This is a genomic window from Patulibacter sp. SYSU D01012 (assembly GCF_017916475.1).
In the GTDB taxonomy this organism is placed as follows: Bacteria; Actinomycetota; Thermoleophilia; order Solirubrobacterales; family Solirubrobacteraceae; genus Patulibacter.
Map to the genome: position 1 here is coordinate 1,422,829 of NZ_JAFMTB010000001.1, position 20,993 is coordinate 1,443,821.

22 protein-coding genes, 1 tRNA gene and 1 riboswitch are annotated in these 20,993 nt (G+C 74.0%); of the genes, 15 read left to right on the forward strand and 8 right to left on the reverse strand.

Annotation, left to right across the window (positions count from 1 at the left end; genetic code table 11):
- Positions 1-65: 65 nt before the first annotated feature.
- From J3P29_RS06465 to J3P29_RS06485, 5 genes are all read left to right on the forward strand, one after another.
- A complete protein-coding gene (locus tag J3P29_RS06465) occupies positions 66-1,613 on the forward strand; it encodes an NAD(P)/FAD-dependent oxidoreductase (protein ID WP_210492210.1) in 1,548 nt (515 codons plus the stop codon).
- Between the two features lie 150 nt (positions 1,614-1,763).
- Positions 1,764-3,125: a cysteine--tRNA ligase gene (cysS, locus tag J3P29_RS06470; protein ID WP_210492211.1), complete on the forward strand. Its 1,362-nt coding sequence runs from the start codon at positions 1,764-1,766 to the stop codon at positions 3,123-3,125.
- A gap of 686 nt (positions 3,126-3,811) precedes the next feature.
- Positions 3,812-4,525, forward strand: coding sequence for a 23S rRNA (guanosine(2251)-2'-O)-methyltransferase RlmB (gene rlmB / locus J3P29_RS19745; protein WP_282600028.1), 714 nt, complete (start codon positions 3,812-3,814; stop codon positions 4,523-4,525).
- Positions 4,526-4,693: 168 nt separating this feature from the next.
- Positions 4,694-5,353: an RNA polymerase sporulation sigma factor SigH gene (gene sigH, locus J3P29_RS06480; protein WP_210492213.1), complete on the forward strand. Its 660-nt coding sequence runs from the start codon at positions 4,694-4,696 to the stop codon at positions 5,351-5,353.
- A 48-nt stretch (positions 5,354-5,401) separates the two neighbouring features.
- Positions 5,402-5,848, forward strand: a complete 447-nt coding sequence (locus tag J3P29_RS06485; protein ID WP_210492214.1) for a hypothetical protein — start codon at positions 5,402-5,404, stop codon at positions 5,846-5,848.
- A gap of 6 nt (positions 5,849-5,854) precedes the next feature.
- Here the strand turns inward: J3P29_RS06485 and J3P29_RS06490 are convergent, their stop codons facing one another.
- Positions 5,855-7,705 (reverse strand): ABC transporter ATP-binding protein, encoded by a 1,851-nt coding sequence (locus tag J3P29_RS06490; RefSeq protein WP_210492215.1) that lies wholly within the window; start codon positions 7,703-7,705, stop codon positions 5,855-5,857.
- Between the two features lie 64 nt (positions 7,706-7,769).
- Positions 7,770-7,842 (reverse strand) — tRNA-Thr (locus tag J3P29_RS06495).
- 134 nt (positions 7,843-7,976) lie between these two features.
- On the opposite strand from J3P29_RS06495, the gene J3P29_RS06500 reads away from it, so the two are divergent.
- The 5 genes from J3P29_RS06500 to J3P29_RS06520 all read left to right on the forward strand — a co-directional run bounded on the left by J3P29_RS06500 (position 7,977) and on the right by J3P29_RS06520 (position 11,081).
- Positions 7,977-8,870: a lysophospholipid acyltransferase family protein gene (locus J3P29_RS06500; RefSeq protein ID WP_210492216.1), complete on the forward strand. Its 894-nt coding sequence runs from the start codon at positions 7,977-7,979 to the stop codon at positions 8,868-8,870.
- A gap of 39 nt (positions 8,871-8,909) precedes the next feature.
- The gene (locus J3P29_RS06505) at positions 8,910-9,455 is read left to right on the forward strand and encodes an RNA polymerase sigma factor (protein ID WP_210492217.1); all 546 of its coding nucleotides are present in this window, start codon (positions 8,910-8,912) and stop codon (positions 9,453-9,455) included.
- Complete coding sequence (locus J3P29_RS06510; protein WP_210492218.1) at positions 9,452-9,799, forward strand: hypothetical protein; 348 nt, start codon at positions 9,452-9,454, stop codon at positions 9,797-9,799. Before J3P29_RS06505 ends, J3P29_RS06510 begins: the two co-directional genes overlap by 4 nt.
- Positions 9,800-9,887: 88 nt before the next feature.
- Complete coding sequence (locus tag J3P29_RS06515) at positions 9,888-10,721, forward strand: rhomboid family intramembrane serine protease (protein WP_210492219.1); 834 nt, start codon at positions 9,888-9,890, stop codon at positions 10,719-10,721.
- Between the two features lie 60 nt (positions 10,722-10,781).
- The gene (locus J3P29_RS06520; protein ID WP_210492220.1) at positions 10,782-11,081 is read left to right on the forward strand and encodes a 4a-hydroxytetrahydrobiopterin dehydratase; all 300 of its coding nucleotides are present in this window, start codon (positions 10,782-10,784) and stop codon (positions 11,079-11,081) included.
- A 340-nt stretch (positions 11,082-11,421) separates the two neighbouring features.
- On the opposite strand, the gene J3P29_RS06525 is transcribed toward J3P29_RS06520, so the two are convergent.
- From J3P29_RS06525 to J3P29_RS06540, 4 genes are all read right to left on the reverse strand, one after another.
- On the reverse strand, positions 11,422-12,216 hold the full coding sequence (locus J3P29_RS06525; protein ID WP_210492221.1) for a 3-hydroxyacyl-CoA dehydrogenase family protein: 795 nt from the start codon (positions 12,214-12,216) through the stop codon (positions 11,422-11,424).
- Positions 12,217-12,338: 122 nt separating this feature from the next.
- Complete coding sequence (locus J3P29_RS06530) at positions 12,339-13,358, reverse strand: hypothetical protein (protein WP_210492222.1); 1,020 nt, start codon at positions 13,356-13,358, stop codon at positions 12,339-12,341.
- A 70-nt stretch (positions 13,359-13,428) separates the two neighbouring features.
- Complete coding sequence (locus J3P29_RS06535; protein ID WP_210492223.1) at positions 13,429-13,707, reverse strand: hypothetical protein; 279 nt, start codon at positions 13,705-13,707, stop codon at positions 13,429-13,431.
- Positions 13,704-14,990, reverse strand: a complete 1,287-nt coding sequence (locus tag J3P29_RS06540) for a hypothetical protein (protein WP_210492225.1) — start codon at positions 14,988-14,990, stop codon at positions 13,704-13,706. Before J3P29_RS06540 ends, J3P29_RS06535 begins: the two co-directional genes overlap by 4 nt.
- A 156-nt stretch (positions 14,991-15,146) precedes the next feature.
- Positions 15,147-15,293: riboswitch (cyclic di-AMP (ydaO/yuaA leader) on the forward strand.
- 184 nt (positions 15,294-15,477) lie between these two features.
- Between J3P29_RS06540 and J3P29_RS06545 the strand changes: the two genes are divergently transcribed.
- The 3 genes from J3P29_RS06545 to J3P29_RS06555 all read left to right on the forward strand — a co-directional run bounded on the left by J3P29_RS06545 (position 15,478) and on the right by J3P29_RS06555 (position 17,178).
- Positions 15,478-15,951, forward strand: coding sequence for an NlpC/P60 family protein (locus J3P29_RS06545; protein ID WP_210492226.1), 474 nt, complete (start codon positions 15,478-15,480; stop codon positions 15,949-15,951).
- 157 nt (positions 15,952-16,108) lie between these two features.
- The gene (locus J3P29_RS06550; protein WP_246851435.1) at positions 16,109-16,891 is read left to right on the forward strand and encodes a PspA/IM30 family protein; all 783 of its coding nucleotides are present in this window, start codon (positions 16,109-16,111) and stop codon (positions 16,889-16,891) included.
- Positions 16,888-17,178, forward strand: a complete 291-nt coding sequence (locus J3P29_RS06555; protein ID WP_210492228.1) for a hypothetical protein — start codon at positions 16,888-16,890, stop codon at positions 17,176-17,178. The genes J3P29_RS06550 and J3P29_RS06555 overlap by 4 nt, the downstream gene beginning before the upstream one ends.
- A gap of 104 nt (positions 17,179-17,282) precedes the next feature.
- On the opposite strand, the gene J3P29_RS06560 is transcribed toward J3P29_RS06555, so the two are convergent.
- Both J3P29_RS06560 and htpX read right to left on the reverse strand, forming a co-directional pair.
- The gene (locus J3P29_RS06560; RefSeq protein ID WP_210492229.1) at positions 17,283-17,876 is read right to left on the reverse strand and encodes a hypothetical protein; all 594 of its coding nucleotides are present in this window, start codon (positions 17,874-17,876) and stop codon (positions 17,283-17,285) included.
- A 2-nt stretch (positions 17,877-17,878) separates the two neighbouring features.
- Entirely contained in the window at positions 17,879-18,784 is a 906-nt protein-coding gene (gene htpX / locus J3P29_RS06565; RefSeq protein WP_210492230.1) for a zinc metalloprotease HtpX, read from the reverse strand.
- A 156-nt stretch (positions 18,785-18,940) separates the two neighbouring features.
- Here htpX and J3P29_RS20690 point away from each other — a divergent pair, with 156 nt between their 5' ends.
- Together J3P29_RS20690 and J3P29_RS06575 are read left to right on the forward strand one after the other, a co-directional pair.
- Positions 18,941-20,170, forward strand: coding sequence for a M23 family metallopeptidase (locus J3P29_RS20690; RefSeq protein ID WP_210492231.1), 1,230 nt, complete (start codon positions 18,941-18,943; stop codon positions 20,168-20,170).
- Positions 20,171-20,195: 25 nt separating this feature from the next.
- A complete protein-coding gene (locus tag J3P29_RS06575) occupies positions 20,196-20,960 on the forward strand; it encodes a prolipoprotein diacylglyceryl transferase family protein (RefSeq protein WP_210492233.1) in 765 nt (254 codons plus the stop codon).
- Positions 20,961-20,993 lie beyond the last annotated feature (33 nt).

The following is a 20,993-nucleotide window of genomic DNA, read 5'->3' on the forward strand; positions in this document are numbered from 1 at the left end:
CTTTTCTTCGGTCATGGGTATTGGTCCTTGACCATGCGCGCCGCACCCCGACCGTAGGAGTCCCGATGCACGGCACCCCCTCGTCCTCCACATCCTCCACCGCGCCCGAGGGCACGACCCTCGTCGTCGGCGGCGGCCCCGCCGGCCTGACCGCCGGCTACCTGCTGGCCAAGCGCGATGCGGACGTCGTCGTCTACGAGGCGGCCGACCAGGTCGGCGGCATCGCGATGACCGTGGAGCGCGACGGGTACCGCTTCGACCTCGGCGGCCACCGCTTCTTCACCAAGGTCCGCGAGGTCGAGGACCTCTGGTACGAGATCATGGGCGACGAGTTCCTGCGCCGCCCGCGGATGTCCCGGATCTACTGGAACAAGAAGTTCCTGGACTACCCGCTCAACGGGATGGACGTCATCAAGAAGCTCGGGCCGATCGAGCTGACGCGCTCCGGCCTGTCCTACCTGTGGGCGGTCGCGAAGAAGCCGTTCCGCCGCAAGCCCGAGACGTCGCTCGAGGAGTGGGTCTCCAACCGCTTCGGCAAGCGGCTCTACACCCACTTCTTCAAGACCTACACCGAGAAGGTGTGGGGGCGTCCCGCGAGCGAGATGACGGCCGACTGGGCCGCGCAGCGCATCAAGGGCCTCTCCTTCGTCACGGCGGCCAAGGACGCGTTCTTCCCGAACAAGAACGGCGACGTCAAGACGCTGATCAAGGAGTTCGACTACCCCCGCTACGGCCCGGGCCAGATGTGGGAGAAGATGACGACCGCGATCGAGGAGCGTGGCGGCCAGGTCGCCATGGAGACCCCGATCGAGCGGATGAAGGTCGAGGGCGGCCGGGTCGTCGAGGTCCAGGCCAACGGCGAGACGATCACCGACTTCGGCAACGTCATCTCGTCGCTGCCGCTGCGCAATCTGCTGCGGATGACGGAGGGCGCGCCGGAGCACGTGCGCGCCGCCGCCGAGGCGCTGCGCTACCGCGACTTCCTGACGGTCTCGCTGATCATCGACGGCGAGGACCCGTTCCCGGACAACTGGATCTACATCCACGAGCCCGGCGTCATCGTCGGCCGCATCCAGAACTTCCGCTCCTGGAGCCCCTGGATGGTCCCCGACGAGACCAAGGGCTGCGTCGGCATGGAGTACTTCTGCTTCGAGGGCGACGACCTGTGGACCTCGAAGGACGAGGACCTGGTCGCGCTCGCGACGAAGGAGCTCGAGCAGATCGGTCTGGCCAAGCCCGGCACGGTCGAGCGCGGCTACGTCGTGCGCGTCCCGAAGGCGTACCCGGACTACGTGGACGGCTACGCCGAGAACGTCCAGATCATCAAGAGCTGGATCGCCGGGATCGAGAACCTGCAGCAGGTCGGCCGCAACGGGCTGCACCGCTACAACAACTCGGACCACTCCATGCTCACCGCCATGCGCGCGGTGGACAACCTCTACGGCGAGGACCACGACCTGTGGGAGGTCAACGCCGAGGACGTGTACCTGGAGGAGGGCGAGACGCAGCAGAGCCCGTACCCGTACCGCGCCGGCGCGACGCCGAGCGGCGAGGTCGGCGCCCACGACGACGTCGCCGTCCGCACGAGCGACGAGGTCTCCTCGGGCCGCTGAGCCCGCCCGGCCCCGTCCGCGGGGCCATCCGCCGAGGATTCACGGGCCCCCGCGTCGTCGACGCGGGGGCCCGCGTCGTCGAGGCGCCATCGCCGGCGGCGGGCCGGCGGCGACGTGGGCGGCAGGGGCGTCGTTTACCCTGACCCTCCCGTGCGCACGATCCGCCTCCACGACACCGCCAGCGGCGAGCTCCAGGAGCTGCGCCCGCGCGTCCCCGGACGGGTGGGCGTCTACGTCTGCGGGCCGACGGTCTACAACCGGATCCACGTCGGCAACGCGCGGCCCTTCGTCGTCTACGCCCAGCTCAAGCGGTTCCTCCAGCACGAGGGGCTGGAGGTGACGCTCGTCAGCAACCTGACGGACGTCAACGACAAGATCTACGCCGCGGCCGTCCGGCAGGGCGTGTCGTCCTCCGACCTGGCCGCCGAGATGGGCGCCCACTACCGCGCCGACACGGACCTGCTCGGCCTGGGCCGGCCGGACGTCGAGCCGCTCGCCACCACGTCGATGCCCGCGATCGTCGCGCTCATCGAGGACCTGGTGGCGCGCGGGGCGGCGTACGAGGCCGAGGGCGACGTGTACTTCCGCGTGCGCGGCGACGCCCGCTACGGGAGCCTGTCGCGGCGGGACGTGGACCAGATGGACCAGGGCGAGGGCGACGACCTCGTCGGCACCGCCCGCAAGGCCGACCCGCTGGACTTCGCGCTGTGGAAGGCGACGAAGCCGGGCGAGGACACGGCCTGGGACAGCCCGTGGGGTCGCGGCCGTCCGGGCTGGCACATCGAGTGCTCGGCGATGGCCGAGGAGGCCCTCGGCGCCCCGTTCGAGATCCACGGCGGCGGCAACGACCTGGTCTTCCCGCACCACGAGAACGAGGCCGCGCAGACCCGCTGCGCGCGCGGCCACGAGCTCGCGCAGATCTGGATGCACAACGGGATGCTGCAGCTCCGCGGCGAGAAGATGGCGAAGTCCGTCGGGAACGTGACGCCGCTGCACCAGGCGGTCGCCGACGTCGGGCGCGAGGCCCTGCTGCTGCTGTTCTCCTCGGCGCACTACCGGCAGCCGCTGCAGTACGGCCCCGACACGCTCGACCAGGCGCGCGCCGGCGTGCGGCGGCTGCGCGAGGCCGCGCGCGGCCTGGCCGCCGGCCCCTCGCCGGACGACCTGGCTGGCGAGCGCGACGCGTTCTTCGCCGCCCTGGCCGACGACTTCAACACCGCCCGCGCGCTCGGCCACCTGTGGACGTGGGTGCGCGAGGCGAACCGCCGCGGCGGCGTCGGCGACGCGCACCTGCGCGAGATGCTGCACGTGCTCGGCCTGGAGGACCTGCTCGACGCCGCGGCGGGCGATGCGCCGGGCGACGATGCGATCGCCCTCCTGCGCGAGCGGGACGCCGCGCGGGCGGCGAAGGACTGGGCCCGGGCGGACGAGCTGCGCGACGCGCTCGCCGCGGCGGGCTGGACGGTACGCGACGGCGCCGGCGGCGCCGAGCTCGTACGAGCGGAGGACTGACCATGGCACCGAAGCCGCGGGGCGGCGACCCGTCCCGGCGACAGGGATCGCGCTCGTCGCGCCCGAACCGGGGCGGGGGAGCCCCCTCCGGCCGCGACGACCGTCCGGGCGGCCGCGGCGGAGGCGGCCGCGGGCAGGCAGACCGCGACGCGCGGCGGGCCGAGGGCGGCCGCCGCGGCGGGCCGCGCGACGGCGGTCCGCGGGGCGACCGGCCGGGTGGCGAGCGCGCCTGGGGCGACCGCTCCGGCGACCGGCCGTGGGGGGACCGTCCCGGCGGCGCCCGCGGCCGCGGGGACCGTCCCGGCGGGGGGCGTGCCGGGGGCGGCCACGGGCGCGGTGACCGGCCCTGGGGCGACCGTCCCGGCGGGGGCCGGAGCGAGCGGCCGTGGGCCGACCGCTCCGGCGGGGAGCGGGGCGACCGGGGTCGGGGCGACCGGCCCTGGGGCGAGCGCTCCGGCGGCGACCGCGGCCGCGGGGGACGCCCTTGGGAGCGCGAGGACGACCGTGGCCGCGGCGCTCGCGCCGGCCGGCCCGACCGCGGGCCGGCGGGCCGCGGCGAGCGCGGCGGTCGCGCGGACCGGGGTCCCGGTCCGCGCGGCGACCGGCGTCCCGGACCCGACCGCGGCCCGCGCCAGGCCGCGGCCCACGCGCCGGCGCTGCCGCGCGCCTTCCAAGGCGACGGCCAGCTGCTCTACGGCCGCAACGCGGTCCACGAGGTGCTGCGCGCCGGCCGCCGTCGCGTGCGCGGCCTGTGGGCGACCGCGGCGACGGCCGAGGCCGAGACGTGGCTCGCCGGGCAGGAGCTGGACGTCGTCGAGGGCGACGCCCTCGCGGCGCTGTGCGGCTCGGACGACCACCAGGGCGTCGTCGCGGCGGTGGACGCCTACCCGTACGTCGAGCTCGAGGAGCTGCTGGCCCACCCGAACCCGCTGATCGTCGCCCTGGACGAGGTGCAGGACCCCCAGAACCTGGGCGCGATCGCGCGCACGGCGGAGTGCGTCGGCGCGACCGGCATGATCATCTGCCGGCATCGCGCGGCCGAGGTGACCCCCGCGGCCGTCAAGGCGTCCGCGGGCGGGACCGAGCACCTGCCGATCGCGCAGGTGCGCAACCTGGCCGACGCGCTGGCCGACGCGAAGGCCGCCGGGGCGTGGGTGTACGGCGCCGCGGGACGCGAGGCCGGAGCCGTCCCGTACGACACGCCGGACTACACCGGCGGGGTCGTCCTGGTGATGGGGGCCGAGGGCTCGGGCCTGCGCGCGCGGGTCACCGCCACGTGCGACGCGCTGGTCGCGCTGCCCCTCCGCGGGCAGCTCGACAGCCTCAACGTCGGGGCCGCGAGCGCCGTGCTGCTGTACGCGATCTTGCAAGGGCGGGATCGTGTTGACACGGCGACATAACTTCTGTCACAGTCCTGCTCGTCGTAACCGTCGACCCCAGGTCTAGACCGGGCCCTGGGTCCCGACGGCGACGACGACCGGAACACCAAATGCATCGCTCATAGCGCCGGGGGAGGCGCGCGCTACGGGTCTTCGAGTCCGCGTGGAGGCGGACGGAAAGGCATCACCGTGGCACAACTCAAGACCGCACCGAACGCTCAACGTCAGGTTGAGGATCGGTTCCTGATCGCCCGTGCCAAGCAGGGCGACGACGTGGCGACCAACCGTCTCATCGCCCGCTACCAGGGGTTCGTCCGGATGAAGGCCTCGTCCTTCTTCCTGAATGGTGGCGACCGGGACGACCTGATCCAGTACGGCCTGATGGGCCTGTACGAGGCGATCCGCGACTTCCGCAGCGACCGCGAGTCGAGCTTCCGCAACTTCGCGGAGCTCTGCATTACGCGGCGCATGATCACGGCGATCAAGGCCGACAACCGCCACAAGGCGAAGCTGCTCAACGACGCCGTCTCGCTGTCGGCGCCGCCCCCAGGCGCGTCCGAGGGCGAGTCGACGATGCACGACGTCATCGCCGGCCCGCAGAAGCACGACCCGGCTCGCCTGGCGGTGGACCGCGACGAGCTGCGCGCGCTCGTCTCGTCCGTGCCGGACCTGCTCTCGGACCTCGAGTCCCGCGTCCTCGCGCTGTACCTGCGCGGCCGCACCTACGAGGAGATCGCCGAGAAGCTCGGCTCGGACACGAAGCGCGTCGACAACGCCCTGCAGCGCGTGAAGCGCAAGATCGGGGACTTCCTCCACGAGCGCGAGCGGGTCCCGCTCCGCGCCGCCTAGCGCGAACGCGCCAACCCGATCCGGACGCGACGGCCTAGCATGCGCGCCATGCCGCCCGCCGCGTCGCTCGCCACCCCGCTCGACCCGACCGGCCACGTGCCACTGGCCGTGTCGGTCGTCGGGGTGGTCCTCCTGGCGGTCCTCGCCGTCGTCGCGCTCCTCGCGCTCGCCGGCTTCCTCGCCGGCCGGCGCCACGACGCCCGCCGCCGCGCCGACACCCAGGACCGCATCCGCGCCGCCAACACGGCCCTCGCGCACGCGCACGCCGCGGACGAGGGCTGGGACCGCGCGGCCCTCGAGGCCGCGGCCCGCGAGGCCGCCCGCGCCCAGGGCTTCGCCGCCGACGGGGCGCTCGAGCTCGTCCTCGTGGCCGTCGACGACCGTCCGGGGGTCGACGACGACCGCGCCGTCTTCGTCGTCCGCGACGGCGAGCGCTCGGCCGACCTGGTGCTCGGCCGCGTCGACGGCGCCTGGCGGGCCGTCGACGTGCCGTAGCCGCGATCAGTCCGCGGCCGGGCGCCCGACGAGCGCGTCGGCCACCTCGCCCGTCTGCACCGACCACAGGGCGGCGTAGCGGCCGCCGAGCGCGACGAGCTCGTCGTGGGTGCCCGCCTCGACCACCCGGCCCGCGTCGAGCACGTGGATCCGGTCGGCGTGACGGACCGTGGACAGGCGGTGGGCGATGACGATGGTCGTGCGGTCGCGGCTGACGCGCGCGAGCGACCGCTGGATCGCGGCCTCCGTCTCGTTGTCGACGGCGCTCGTGGCCTCGTCCAGGACGAGGATCGCGGGGTCGCGCACGAGCGCCCGAGCGATCGTCAGCCGCTGCCGCTGGCCGCCCGACAGCTTCGCGCCGCGCTCGCCCACCGGCGTGTCGTAGCCGTGGGGGAGGGCGCCGACGAACCCGTCGGCCTCGGCCAGCTCCGCCGCCCGGCGCAGGGCGGCGTCGTCCGCGTCCGGCGCCCCGTAGCGCAGGTTGTCCGCCACGGTGCCGTCGAAGAGGAACGCGTCCTGGCCGACGTAGCCGATCGCGCCGCGGAGCGACGCGAACGTCAGCTCCCGCACCGGCACGTCGCCGACGGCGACCTCGCCGGCCGTCGCGTCGTACAGGCGCAGCAGGAGCTTGACGACGGTGGACTTGCCGGCCCCCGTCGCGCCGACGATCGCGTGCGTCTCGCCGGCCGGGACGTCGAGGTCCAGGCCGCGCAGCACCTCGGCCGGCGCCGCGTCGTCGTCCTCGCGCGGCGCGTACGCGAAGCGCACGTCGGCGAAGCGGACCGGCAGCGGCAGCACCGCGCCCTCGCCGCGGGGCAGCGTGCGCGTGCCCGACTCGACCGCGGCCGGCGTGTCGATCAGGTCGAGGATCCGCCGGATCGACGCGACGCCGCGCTGGTACAGGTCGAGCGTCTCGCCCAGCTCCGTCAGCGGCCACAGCAGCCGCTGCGTCATGAACACGAGGACGGAGTACAGGCCGACCTCGAGCCGCCCGTCGAGCGTGGCGGTGCCGCCGAGGACGAGCGTCAGGATGAACCCGACGAGGATCGCCATGCGGATGAGCGGCACGAAGCCCGAGCTCAGGGCGATCGCCCGGCGGTTGGCGGTGGCGTAGTCCCGCGAGGCGACGGCCACGCGCTCGGCCTCGCGCGCCTCGGCGCCGAAGGCCTTGATCGTCGCGATGCCGCCGAGGTTGCCGCCGATCAGGCCGCCGAGCCGGCCGGCGCGGTCGCGGACCGCCTCGTACCGCGGCCCCAGGCGCCGCTGGAAGAGCAGCGAGCCGCCGATGATGATCGGGATCGGCAGGAAGGCCACGAGGGCCAGCAGCGGCGAGACGAGGACGAAGACCGCGCCGACCGCCACGACGTTCGTGGCGGTCAGGATGATCTTGCTCGCCCCGACGTCGAGGAACCGCTCGAGCTGGTTCACGTCGTCGTTGAGCACCGTCAGGAGCCGCCCGGACTCGCGGTCCTCGAACCACGCCATGTCGAGGTCCTGCACGCGCCGGTACGCGTCGAGCCGCAGGTCGTGCTGGAGGTCCTGCGAGAGCCCGCGCCACAACCGCTCGGAGACGTACTGGCTCGACGACTCGAGCACCCACGCGACGACGGTGATGCCGGCGAGGACGAGCAGCTGCTGCTCCCGGTCCTCCACCCCGAGCAGCCGCGCGACGAACGAGTCCTCCGTCCGCACGACGACGTCGATCGCCACGCCGATGAGCAGCTCGGGCGCGATGTCGAAGAGCTTGTTGAGGACGCTCCCGACGATCGCCAGCACGATCCGGGGGCGGAAGGCCCGGGCGCGGTGCCAGAGCCGCGCGAGGGGGTGGGCGCTCGGCGTGGGGGCTCCGTCGGGCATCGGCCCCCAGGCTACGGCCGCACGGCGGCGCACGCCCTGCGCGTCCCGCGACCGGGCAGCGCGAAGCCGGCGGCCGGACTCGAACCGGCGACCGTCCGCTTACAAGGCGGGTGCTCTACCAACTGAGCTACGCCGGCCGGCGCCCCCGAGCGTAGCGCCCGGGACGGCGCGCGACGCCCGCCCCGTGCTCGGCGGCCGGCCTCGCGCGCCGGCGCGCGACGCGCCGGCGACGGGTGTAACCGCCGGCCGTCGGCGGGGTCTGTGGAGGGACATGGCGCACGATCCCGACGCTTCGAGCTCACCCGCCGTCCCCGAAGCCCCCGGCGCCGCCGTGGCCCCGCTCGACGACGGTCGGCCGGACCTCGACCGCGACGCGCGCCGCCAGCTGCACGAGCGCGTCGGCAAGGGCGTCAACCCGCTCGTGTACTGGGTGGTGCGCGCGCTCTTCCAGCCGTTCTTCCACGTGTACTTCCGCCTGTCGCGGATCGGCCGCGAGCACCTGCCGACGTCGGGGCCGGTCATCTTCGCCGCGAACCACCGCAGCTTCCTCGACCCGTTCGTCATCGGGGCGATGAGCCGCCGGCCGCTGTACTTCGTGGCGAAGAAGCAGCTGTTCCGCCACCCGCTGCAGCGCTGGTTCCTCAACAGCCTGGGCGCCTTCCCGATCGACCGCGGCAACGCGGACGGCGACGCCATGAGCACCGCGAAGATGCTCCTCGAGCGCGGGGACTGCGTCGTGATCTTCCCCGAGGGCACCCGCACCCGCCCGGGCGGGCTGGGGCGTCCCAAGCGCGGCGTCGGCCGGCTGGCGCTCGAGACGGGCGCGCCGGTGGTCCCGATCGCCGTGCACGGCACGACGCACATCCGCACGAAGTGGCGGATCCGCCCGCACAAGGTCGTCCTGCGCGCCGGCCGCCCGCTGACGTTCCCCCAGGTGGACGAGCCGACGCCCGAGCTCGCGCGCGCCGTCACGGACCGGATCTGGCCGTGCGTCGAGCTGCAGTGGGACTCCCTCGGCGGGCACACGACCGAGCGGGGCATCGGCGTCGACCCGGCCGCCCTGCGCCCGGAGCTCGCGGGGGCGAACCTGCCCGCCGAGCTGCCCGCCGCCCCCGCGGCCGGCGACGCGGTCCCCGACCTGGAGGCCCGAGCGGCACGCGGCTGAGGGCGTCGGGGAAGGCGCACCGGGCGCTAAGGTGACCCGGTGGACAAGGCGGAGCTCGACGACCGGTTCAGCGAGCTCTACCGCGCGCACCTCCGCGACGTCTACTCCTTCGCGTACTACCGGGTCGGCAACCACCACGACGCGGAGGACCTCACGGAGCAGACCTTCCTGCAGGCGTACCGGCACTTCGAGCGGGCGCTGCGCGAGTCGGACGGACGGCCCCTGCGGCCGTGGCTCATCCGGATCGCGCACAACCTCGCGGCCAACCACTTCCGCGACCGCTCGCGCCGCCCGCAGACCTCGATCGACCACGACGACTCCACCACCGTGCTGCGCGCGACGCACACGACGGAGGACCTCGTCGAGGAGCGGGACGAGCTCGGGCGGATCCTCGCCGCCGTGCAGCAGCTGCCGGACGACCGCCGTGAGGCCCTGATCATGCGCTTCGCCCTGGGGATGGACAACCGCGAGATCGCCCGCGCCATGGGGCGCTCGGACGGCGCGACGAAGGTGCTCATCCACCGCTCGATCAAGCAGCTGGAGGGCCTCGTGGCCAGCACGCCGACCCCGGGGACGGCGCGATGACCGAGCAGCGCCAGATCGACATCGAGACGCTGCTCCGCGAGGCGATGGCCCCGATCGAGCCGCCGGAGCGGCTCGGCGTCCGCGTCGAGGCGACCCTGCGGACCCTCACCGAGCTCGCGGCGGACGAGCTGGAGTCGTGGGAGCTCGTCGCGATGCGCGACCCCCGCAACTGGATCCGCCCGGTCGTGGCGGTCGCGGTCGGCAGCGCGGCCGGCACCGGCCTGGCCGTCCTGGGCTGGCGCCAGCGCAGCAAGGCGCGCTCGCGCACGGCCGGCGCGTCGATCGACCGGGCCGCCGAGGGCGTGGCCGCGGCGCTGCGGCGACAGGCCGATCGCCTGCGCTGATCCCGACGGGGCCGCGGCGCCGGAGCGGACGCCTGGCGCGGCGGGGCCGTTAGGGCGCGCTCAGCGTGGCCCGGTACGCTCGCCCGCGATGCCCACCTGCTACCGGCACCCCACGCGCGAGACGGGCGTGTCGTGCTCGAACTGCGGCCGTCCCATCTGCACGGAGTGCATGACGCCCACGCCCGTGGGGATGCGCTGCCCCGAGTGCGCGAAGCAGCGCACCCGCGTGCACACGGTGCGGTCGATGGCCGCCGGGGCGGCGCCGCGCGTCACCCAGGCGATCATCGCGATCTGCGTCCTGGCGTTCCTGGCGGGGGGCTCCTTCGGCGTCGGCGGCAGCTCGACGTCGTCGTGGATCGACGTCCACGGCGCCCTCTGGGCCCCGGCGATCGAGTACGGCCACGAGTACTGGCGGCTCGTGACCGGCGGGTTCCTGCACTCGGGGCTCCTGCACATCGGCTTCAACATGCTCCTGCTCTGGTTCCTGGGCCAGGAGATCGAGCAGCGCCTCGGCAGCGCCCGCTTCGCCCTGCTCTACGCGACCGCGCTGCTCGGCGGGTCGCTCGGGGCGCTGCTGCAGACGACGACGTCGCCGACGGTCGGCGCCTCCGGGGCCGTCTTCGGGCTCATGGGCTACCTGGTCGTCGAGATGCGGCGGCAAGGGATCAACCCGCTGCAGAGCCAGATCGGCCTGCTGCTCGTGATCAACGTGGTCCTGTCGCTGCGGCCCGGCACGAACGTCTCCTTCGGCGGCCACCTGGGCGGCCTGCTGTTCGGCGCCCTCGCGGCCCTCGCGCTCCACCAGGTCGGGGCCCGCGGGCCCCGGTGGCTGGGGCCGGCCCTGTGCGTCGGGCTCTGCGTCGTGGCGGTCGTCGCCTCGATCGCCGTCGCCGGGCAGCCCGGGCTGTCGGACGGCGGCTGAGCGGACGGGGCGTCGCCCCGGCCGCTGGCGCCGCGGGGGCGCGTCGGCCAGGATGGGGGCATGGCTGAGCTCATCGGAGAGGCACGTCTGGGCGACTGGGTCGCGGGGCGGGCGTGGCGGGTCGACGGCGCGGCGCTCGAGCGCTCGTGGCGCTTCCCCGACTTCGCCGCCGCCCTGGGGTTCGTGAACGCCGTCGGCGGCCTGGCGGAGGCGCAGAGCCACCACCCCGACATCGCCCTGCACGACTTCAACGTCGTCACGCTGCGGCTCGCCACCCACAGCGCCGGGGGCGTCACGGAGCACGACCTCGAGCTGGCGGAGCGCGTCGACGAGCTCCAGGATCGCGATACTGACGCGTAATGAGCCGGATCGGTCACTAGAGTGTCCGAAAGGTAAGGGTTTCCCCGCTTTCGGTCCCAAAAGTCCTTCCTGGCTCAACGGACGCCGGTCGATGGGCGAATATGTGGATTGTCCGAGCCGATCCTGGTGCGGCTGGACGGGACAACATGGTGCGGTGCCCGGGACGGCGCCGCACCAACATACGGGAGGGGCGATCCGTCGCCCCGACCACCACACACACGCACGGAAGACCCCGGAGAGCTCGCTCCCCGGGGTCTTCTGTTTCTGCGGTCGGTCGGACGGTGGGCGTCGACCGCGCGGACGGGCGGAAGGGCCGCGGCGACGCCGCGGCCCGCGGGCCTCAGCGGCGCCAGTCGAGGAAGCCCTCGCCGCTCTTGCGGCCGAGCTTGCCCTGCGCGACGAGCTCGTCGAGCTCGCGGGGGACGGGCGCGCCGATGACCTCGCCGATCGCCTTCGACACGTCCAGCCCCACGAAGTCGAGCAGCGCGAACGGCCCCATGGGCTGCCCGGCGCCCAGCTGCATGCAGGTGTCGATGTCCTTCGCCGACAGGCCCGTCTCCTGCTTGAGCTCCACCGCGGAGAAGAGGAACGGGAAGAGCAGCTTGTTGACGACGAAGCCCGGGACGTCCGGGATCTCGATCGCGCTCTTCTTCCACGCCTCGGCCAGGGCGCGCGAGCGGTCCTTCGTGTCGTCGCTCGCGGCCTGCGGGAAGACGAGCTCGATCAGCTCCATCTTCGTGACGGGGTTGAAGACGTGCAGCCCCACGAAGCGTTCGTGGATGCCCGACGCCTCGGCGAGCTTCTCGATGGACAGCGACGACGTCGTCGTGGCCAGGATCGCGCCGTCGGCGATGATCGACTCGAGCTTGCCGAAGACCGCCGCCTTCGTCTCGTGGTCCTCCGACACGGCCTCGACGAGGTACGTCGCCGCGCGCAGGTCCTCGAGCTCGGTGGTCACGGTGACGTTCGCGACGTCGACCTCGAGCTTGGCGGCCTGCTTCTCGATCGACTTGCGGGCGCGGTCCGCGCTCTCGGGCGAGCGGGCCCACAGCAGGACCTTCGAGGTGGGGGCGGCGGTGACCGCGATCCCGCAGGCGATGGTGCCGGAGCCGGCGACGGCGACTGTCTCGGACATGGGACTCCTGATCAGGTGACGGTGGGTGGGACGCCGCACCCTACCTGCAGTCGGAAAACGACGGAACGCCGTATGTGACGGTCGCCCAGGCGACCATTCGCCCCGTCGGGCGGGGCGTCCGCTCAGTCGTCGGCGCGCAGCCGGAAGCCCGCCCCGGCCTGCACGTCGAGCGGCGACGAGGGCAGGTCCTGCGGCAGGTCGGGCGCGTTGAACGCCGTCGGCGCGAGGTCGTTCGGGCCGTCGGGATGGAAGGTCGCCGCGAGCAGCTGCGCCTGTCCCCGGCCGACGCCCAGCTCGGTCTGTCCGCCCGAGTAGACGCCGATCCCGCGCTCGCGGCACGCGTCGTAGAGCGCGGACAGCTCGCGCAGGCTGCCGATCCGCGAGGGCTTCAGGTTGATCACCCGCGGCGGCCACTCCAGCGCGTCTAGGTCGGCGACCTCGAGCAGGGTGGCGTCCCACGTCAGGCGGTCCGCGTGGCGGCGCAGGATCTCGCGCGTCGCGTCCGTGATCCGCGCGTCCTCGATCAGCGCGTCCGGGAGGCCTTCGACGACGCGGCGGTACGTGTCGGGGTCGGCGGGCGTGTCGACGACCGTGCCGACGTACAGGCCCTTCAGGTCGACGGTCGAGCAGGCGCCCGTCGCGCGGACGGCGGCGATCGCGTCGGCGTCCCACGCCGCGCCCAGGTCGAGCTTGAGCCCCACGCCGGGGGAGCGGCGGCGCAGGTCGGCGATCGCGGCGGGATCCGGCGGGTCGCCGAGGCCCCGGCTGGACACGAAGGTCATCGGTCGCGGGTCCCGGCCGACGACCGCGGCCCACGTCCGGCCGGCCTGCCGCAGCGCCAGGTCGAGCGCCGCGGACTCGAACGCCCAGCGGCGGTAGCGGGCGGACGCCGCGTGCGCCGGCGGGGCGGGGAAGAGCCGAGCGGCGCCGAGCCGGTCGGAGAGGGACGCGATCGTCCAGGTGCCGCGCAGGTCGGGCAGGCCGTCCCAGGACGCGAGCGCCTCGTGCTCCTCGGGCTCGTACGTCACGTCCTCGCCGCGCCCCTCGTGACCGCCGCCGCGGAGCGCGACCACGGTGGTCCGCCGGACGGCGCGCAGGGTCGGCTGCTCGAGCGTCGACAGCGCGTGGCCGTCGATCCGCACCGGCAGGTCGCGGACCGTCGCCCAGAGCGACGGCCCGGGGGCCGGGGCGGAACGGTCCCCGGCGTCATCGTCAGCGCGGGATGGCGGTCGACGGCATGCCGGGCATCCCGTCCTGGGCGGCGGTGCCGCGGACCTCGCCGCTGCGGGCCAGCTCGGTCAGGCGGACGATCTCCGCCTCGCCGAACCGCCGCGCCGTGCTGTCGGCCGGCAGGGGGGCGATGAGCTTCGCCACCCGGTTGCGGACCTGCTGCGCGAAGTGCGGCGTCGCGGCGCCCGTCAGCTCGCGGATGTCGTCGATGGAGACGGCCGTGCCCTGGGCGCGGCGGTCGGGGCGTTCGGCTTCGCTCATCGTCCCCCTGTTGTACCGGTCCGCGTGCCCGCCGTGCCCCGGGCCTCGGGCGACGGGGTGGGCGCGGTCGAGGTGGTGGAGGTCGGCGCGGGCGCCGCGTCGGTCGTCGTGCCGGTCGTCTGGACCGGCGAGATCTCGAGCAGGCCGTCGATCTGCGACTGGACGTCCGTGGAGATCGCCGACGTGTCGCCCGTCAGCCACCCGCGGTTGTAGCGCCCGCGCGCCGGGTCGGTCTCGTACCCGGGCTGCACGTCGAGCAGGTAGTCGCGCACGACGGCCGGCAGCGCGTCGGCGCGGTCGAGCAGCAGCAGCGGGCCGTGCAGCCCGTGCGCGGACAGCGGCGCCAGGGTGATCGCCCCGAGCACGTCGCCCACGCGCGCGAACGTGAACCCGTGGCCGGGCTCGTTGAAGCTCCAGCCGAACGTGCCGTCGCCGTAGCGGGCGAAGCCGACGCTGTTGCTCACCGGGTCGGTGCCGCCCACGCGGCGCACCGTCCCGTACGTGCGCAGCGCGCGCGTGACCGGCTTGCCGATCACGGTGGTGGGGCCGAGGACGTAGATCGTCGCGCGGGGGTGCGTGGCGAGCTGCCGCCGCGTGGCGGCCGGCACGCCCTTCCCGGTCACGAAGGCGACGGCGTCGCCCGACTTCGCCAGCCACGAGGCGGCGGGTGTCGCGAACTCGGGGTGGTCCGCGCTGACGACGAGCACGCGCGGGCTCGTACGCCCGCGCGCGGCCGTGACGAAGCGGTCGATCGCCAGCGCGGTCTCCGCCGCGTCGCGGCCGGCGAGGTCGGTCGTCCGCAGGCCGCTCGGCCGACCGACGTTCCCGATCCGGATCGCCTGGGCGCCGCCCGCGGCCTCGCTGCCGGTCGGCCGCAGCGCGCCGACGGCGTCGGTCGTCGCGCGCGGCAGCTCGGTCCCGTCGCTGAACAGCAGCGGCGCCCCGACGGGGTCAGCGACCAGGGCGGTCGCCGCCAGGGCGGCGCGCCAGTCGGCCTTGTCCACGATGGTCACCGCCTTGGCCCGGTTGTTCTCCGCCGCGCCGGAGAAGGTCGCGCGCGCGACCGCCGCCGCCGCGGTGACCGGGTCGTTCGTGGCGGTGCGCGTGGTGTTGCGCGTGGCCACCGTCGGGATGCCGAGGTCCGTGGTCGCCTCGGCCTCGCCCTTCTGCGACGCGAACGGCGAAGGGCTGTCGTCGCCGCCGCAGCCGGCCAGCCCACCGGCGCCGAGGGCGACGACGGCGAGCAGCGAGGCGGTGGCGCGGCGGGCCCGGAGGGTGCGCATCGGCGCAACGCTACCCGCAGTACCGACCTGCGCGCGGCGGTGTCGGCCGAACCTCCCGGGCCTTGACCCGGGCATCCGTCCACGAATACCCGCCTTCTGCGGCCCCGATGCACGAATCGGTGCAGATCTGGTCGCCGTCTTGCGAGAGGGCTGCTACTGTGCCCGAAGCCGAATCGCCGGGGAGTCCCGGCGAACGGGGGAACCACGTGTTCTTGGGGCTAATCCGCCGGTCTTCCGGTGGAGGCGCTGGCTCTTTCTGCGCTCGCCCGTCAGCTAACCCCGTAGGCCGACGAAAGAGAGCAAGCACGTGCGCCTGACTTCACGAGCCCTAGCGTTGTCCGCGGTCCTGGCCATCGGGATCTCGGGGACGGCATCAGCCGCGACCCCGCGGACCGGAGGGCTCACGACGCAGGACGCTCCCGCTCCCGCCGCCACCCCGACGCCCGCGGCTCCGGCCGCGCCCGGCAGCGTCGCCGTCCCGGCCGGCATGCGCACCACGAACGGCGTGCGCGCCAAGCGCTACAAGGGCACGACCGTCGACGGTCGCACCGCCTACTTCGCCCGCGTCCCGCTCGCGGCGCCGGCCCAGGTGCAGAACGCCGTCATCGCCGCGAACAAGATCGTCGGCAAGCCATACAAGTGGGGCGGCGGCCACGCCCGCGTCGAGGACTCGGGCTACGACTGCTCCGGCACCGTCTCCTACGCGCTGATCGGCGCGCAGCTGCTCGACGCGCCGCTCTCGTCCTACGAGTTCGACGACGCCTGGAAGACGGGCGAGGCGGGCACCGGCCAGTGGATGACCGTCTACGGCAACGACTCGCACGCCTTCGCGATCATCGCGGGCCTGCGGCTCGACACCTCGGCCGCGTACGACAAGGGCGGCCTCAAGGGCCCGCAGTGGCGCCCGAACAACCGCAAGGACGCGGACGACTTCGTCGCGACGCACCCGGCGGGGCTCTAGCCCCTCCCGGCCGGCCGCGCGCCGGCCTCCGCAGGACCGAGGGCACCGCATCGCGGTGCCCTTTCGCGTTCACGACGCCTTGAAGTGGGCACGGTAGGCTGGACAGGCTTCGTCCCGCAACCACCCGAGGGAGCACCGCATGGGTCTCGGCGCCCGCATGTCCACCACGATCAAAGCCAAGCTCTCGCGAGTCTTGGACAAGGCTGAGGACCCCGGCGAGACGCTGGACTACAGCTACCAGAAGCAGCTGGAGAACCTGCAGAACGTCAAGAAGGGCATCGCGGACGTCGTCACCGCGAAGAAGCGCCTGCAGCTCCAGACCGACAAGCAGCAGCAGGCGCTCGTCAAGCTCGACACGCAGGCCCGCCAGGCGCTCGCCGCCGGCAACGAGGAGCTCGCCCGCGTCGCCCTCGAGCGCAAGACGCTGATCCAGAACGAGCTGCAGGGCCTCGACGCCCAGATCGCCGATCTCGAGCGCCAGCAGCAGAACCTCGTCGACTCCGAGGCGAAGCTCCGCACGAAGGTCGAGCAGTTCCGGACGAAGAAGGAGGTCATCAAGGCGCAGTACAACGCCGCGGAGGCCCAGGTCCGGATCTCGGAGGCCGCGAGCGGGGTCGGCGAGTCGATGGCCGAGGTCGGCATGGCGATGCAGCGCGCCGTCGACAAGACCGAGAACATGAAGGCCCGTGCCGACGCCGTGGCCGAGCTGGAGCAGGCCGGCACGTTCGGCGACATGATGGAGCTCGGCTCGGGCAAGGACGACATCGACCGCCAGCTCGAGCAGCTCACGAGCGGCACGCAGGTCGACGCCGAGCTGGCCCGCATGAAGGCCGAGCTGGGCCAGGGCAGCGCGCCCGCCGGCGAGCTCGGCGCGGGGGAGACCGCCCCGGGCGCCACGCAGACCGCCCCGTCGCCGCAGGCGCAGGAGCGGGACGCGTGATCGTCCGGATCTTCAACGACCAGCAGTACCGGCTGGACGACGGGCTCCACGGCGAGCTCAACGACCTCGACGACGCCGTCGTCGCCGCGGTCGACGCGGGGGACGAGTCCGCCTACCTGGCGACGTTCGCCGCGCTGCTGAAGTTCGTGCGCGACCACGGCACGCCCCTGCCCGAGGACGAGCTCGTCGGCTCGGACGTGCTCATCCCGGCGGACGACTTCTCCTTCGACGAGGCCGCCCGCGAGTTCACGGGCGAGGGCCTCGTCCCGGACCCCACCGAGGCCTGATCCGCCGGGCGGCGCGGGCCGCCCCGCCGGCGCTGGTCCGCGGCGCCCGGCCGGCTGCTCCCTCGCGGGGGCGGGCGGGCCGGGCGCCGTCGTTCGTCCCGGGGTCAGGCGCCGCCGAGCGGCGCGCCCCACAGGGGGTACCAGCGGTCCATCTCGGGCTCGAGCGGCATGAGCGGGTCGAGCACCGCGCGCAGCTGCAGCTCGCGCTCGCGGTCGCGCTCCTTCTCGGCGCCCGGCACGGGCACGAACGGGTACCAGGTGCCGCGCTTGGCCAGGTACACCAGGTGCAGCGGCCGGCCGCCCTGCTGGGTCTGGCGCAGCGCGAAGACCGCGCACAGCACGCGGTCGGCGTAGCCGCCGAACTGCAGCGACTCCATCACGGCGTTCACGCCGACGACCTGGTCGTCGACGTCGGGGTCGCGCAGGACCATCCAGCGGTAGCCGAACTCGTCGTCGCGCCGCTCGACGGTCGTGCCCGTCTCCGTGCCGGTGTCCCGCAGCACTGCCTCGGCGTCGTCGGCGATCTGGGTGAAGTCGCCGGTCGCGAGCGGCTGGAAGACGATGGCCGCCTCGCCGGTGGTGACGATGCCCTGCGCCGTCTCCAGGTCGAGGGCGGCGGTCGTGAGGGCGAACAGCTTGTCGGGGCGGACCTGCTTGACCGTCTTCGTCCGGCCGAACAGCGTGTCGAGGAAGCCCACGGTCAGACCGTCCGGCCGGCCTGGAGCTGCGCCTCGATCCGCTGGAGGGCGGCGATGCGCTTCTCCGTCGGCGGGTGCGTCGAGAAGAGGCTGGAGACGGCCTTCTTCGCCCGCGGCGGCAGGATGTAGAACGCCTGGACCGGGCCGACCTCGCGCAGGTCCTGGTCCGGGGTGCGCGCGATGCCGTCGCTGATCCGCACGAGGGCCGCGGCGAGCGCGCTGGGCCGGCCCGTGACGATCGCGGCGCCGCGATCGGCCGCGAACTCGCGGTAGCGGGAGAGCGCGCGCAGCAGGAAGAAGCTGACCGCGTAGACGAGCGCGGAGACGGCGACGACCGCCAGGAGCCCGGGGCCGTTGTCGCGGTTGTCGCGGTTGCCCCCGCCGAACCAGAAGGCGTTCTGCATGATCATCGCGGCGAGCGACGCGAAGAAGCTCGCGACGGTCATGACGAGCACGTCGCGGTGGGCGACGTGCGCGAGCTCGTGGGCGAGGACGCCCTCGAGCTCGGCGGGCGGCAGCAGCTCGAGCAGCCCGGTCGTGACGCAGACCGTCGAGCTCTTCTGCGACCGCCCGACCGCGAACGCGTTCGGCATCCGGTCGTCCGCGATCGCGACCTTCGGCTTCGGCAGGTCGGCCTGCAGGCAGAGCCGGTCGATCATCGCGTGCAGCTCCGGCGCCTGGGCCGGGGAGACCTCGTGCGCGTGCATCGACCGCAGCGCCAGCTTGTCGGCCGTGAAGAACTGGAAGAGCAGCAGGACGAGGCAGATGACGATCGCCCCGCCGGCGTTGCGCATCGCGGCGAAGAGCACCGCCGCGAAGACGACGTAGAGCAGGCCGAGGCCGAAGAGGGTGCCGACCATCCGGGTCTGGAGGCCCGGATCCCGGCCGAACGACGCGCCGCGTGACATGACCCCATCGTCGCACACGCCGTGCCGTCCGACCGGCCGAAACCCGCAGAATTACTGGGGATTTAGCGTGCCGCGACCCGCGGCGAAGGCCGCGGGCCCGCAACCCCGGTTGCACCGCTACCGCCCGCGCCGGACCGGATCTACCGTGCCGTCTCCGTGCCTCGGTCCTCCCTCCGTCCACGCCCCCGCCGCGCCCTTCCCGGGGTCGGCGTCGCGCTCCTCGTCACCGCCGGCCTCGCCACGGGCGCCGTGCCGCTCGGGACCCCCGAGCACGCCGACGCCGCGTCCCAGCAGAAGCTCGAGCAGCTGCGCGGGAAGATCGGCAGCACGCGGGCGAAGGTCGAGAAGCGCAAGAGCCGCGAGCGCGTCCTGACGTCCGACATCCAGCGCTACAGCTCCCGCGTGAGCGAGCTGCAGACGCGGATCGACGGGCTCCAGGGCCGCCAGGACGCCGTGCAGGCCGACCTGGACCAGAGCCAGGCGCTGCTCACCCGCACGCAGGGCGAGCTGCGCTCGGAGCGCCAGCGCCTGGTGCGGCTGCGGGCGCGGCTGGTCGAGGCGCGGCGCACGCTCGCGGCGCGGCTCGTCGAGCTGTACCAGGCCGACAAGCCCGACATCGTCACCGTCGTCGTCAACTCCGACGGGTTCTCCGACCTGCTCGAGCGCGGCGAGTTCATCTCGCGCATCGGCGCCCAGGACCAGCGCGTGATGCGCGACGTGAAGGCCGCGAAGGACGAGGCGGTCTCGACGGAGGCGCGCCTGGCGAAGCTCGAGAAGGTGCGGCGCGACTCGACCGCGCGCATCGAGCAGCGTCGGGACGAGATCGTCCAGGTCAAGGGCCGCCTCGTCAGCGCCCGCGGCACGGTCGCGGAGGCCCGCCGCGAGCGCAACGCCCTCCTGCGGACCGTGCGCTCCCAGCGCAAGGACCTCGAAGGCGACCTCTCCGAGATGGAGCGGGAGGAGTCGAAGATCCAGAGCCAGCTCTCCGGCATGCCGAGCGGCGGGCCGGTCAAGCACGGCAGCGGCGCCCTCGACTACCCGGCCAACGGCACCTTCACCTCGCCCTTCGGCTACCGCTGGGGCAAGCTCCACGCCGGCATCGACATCGCCGTCCCCGTCGGCACGCCGGTGCACGCGGCCGCGGCGGGCACCGTCGCCATCGCGGGCTGGGTCGGCGGCTACGGCAACTACGTCTGCATCAACCACGGCGGCGGGCTGTCCACCTGCTACGGCCACAACTCGAAGCTCGGTGTGAGCGTCGGCCAGAAGGTCAGCAAGGGCCAGGTCATCGCCGCCAGCGGCAACACCGGGCACAGCACCGGGCCGCACATCCACTTCGAGACCCGCGTGAACGGGGTCCCGCGGGACCCGATGGGCTACCTGTAGGCCCGCGGCGGCTACCCTTCGCCGCGTGCAGCCCGAGATCGACCTGCTGGGCCTGCCGATCAAGACGTTCGGGCTGTGCTTCGCCCTGGCGTTCCTGGCGGCCGGTGCGCTCCTGACCCGGCGCTTCCGCGAGCTGCGGTGGCCGGCGGAGCAGGCGACCGAGGCGCTCCTGGCCGCCCTGGTCGGCGGCCTCGTCGGCGCCCGCGCCTACTGGGTCGTGGACAACTGGTCCGAGGCGCAGGGCGACCTGGTCGGCTCGCTCTTCGGCGGCGCGGGGCTGACGTGGTACGGCGGCGCCCTCGGCGGCGCGCTCGCCGTCCTGGCGTGGGCCGCGTGGCGGGGCCGGCTGGACCTGCGGCTGCTCGACGCCGTCGCGCCGTCGCTGGCCGTGGGCTACGCGATCGGGCGCGTGGGGTGCCAGGTGTCGGGCGACGGCGACTACGGCAAGGCCTCCGACCTGCCGTGGGCGATGGCGTACCCGAACGGCGTCGTGCCGACGGACGAGGTCGTGCAGCCGACGCCGATCTACGAGACCCTCTGGATGGGCCTGGCCGCCCTGGTGCTGTGGCAGCTGCGCGACCGCCTGCCCCGCCTGGCGCTCTTCGGCCTGTACCTCGTGCTGGCGGGCTCGGAGCGCTTCGTCGTCGAGTTCTGGCGGCACAACCCCGAGGGCAGCCTGGGCCTGACGGCCGCCCAGATCACGAGCGTCGGCCTGATGGTCGCCGGGGCGGCGGCGCTCGTGCTCGCGTACCGCCGCGGCCGCGCGGGCGGCGAGCCGGCGACCGCCTGAGCGCCCGCCGCGCGTCCGACGTCCGTCCACCGC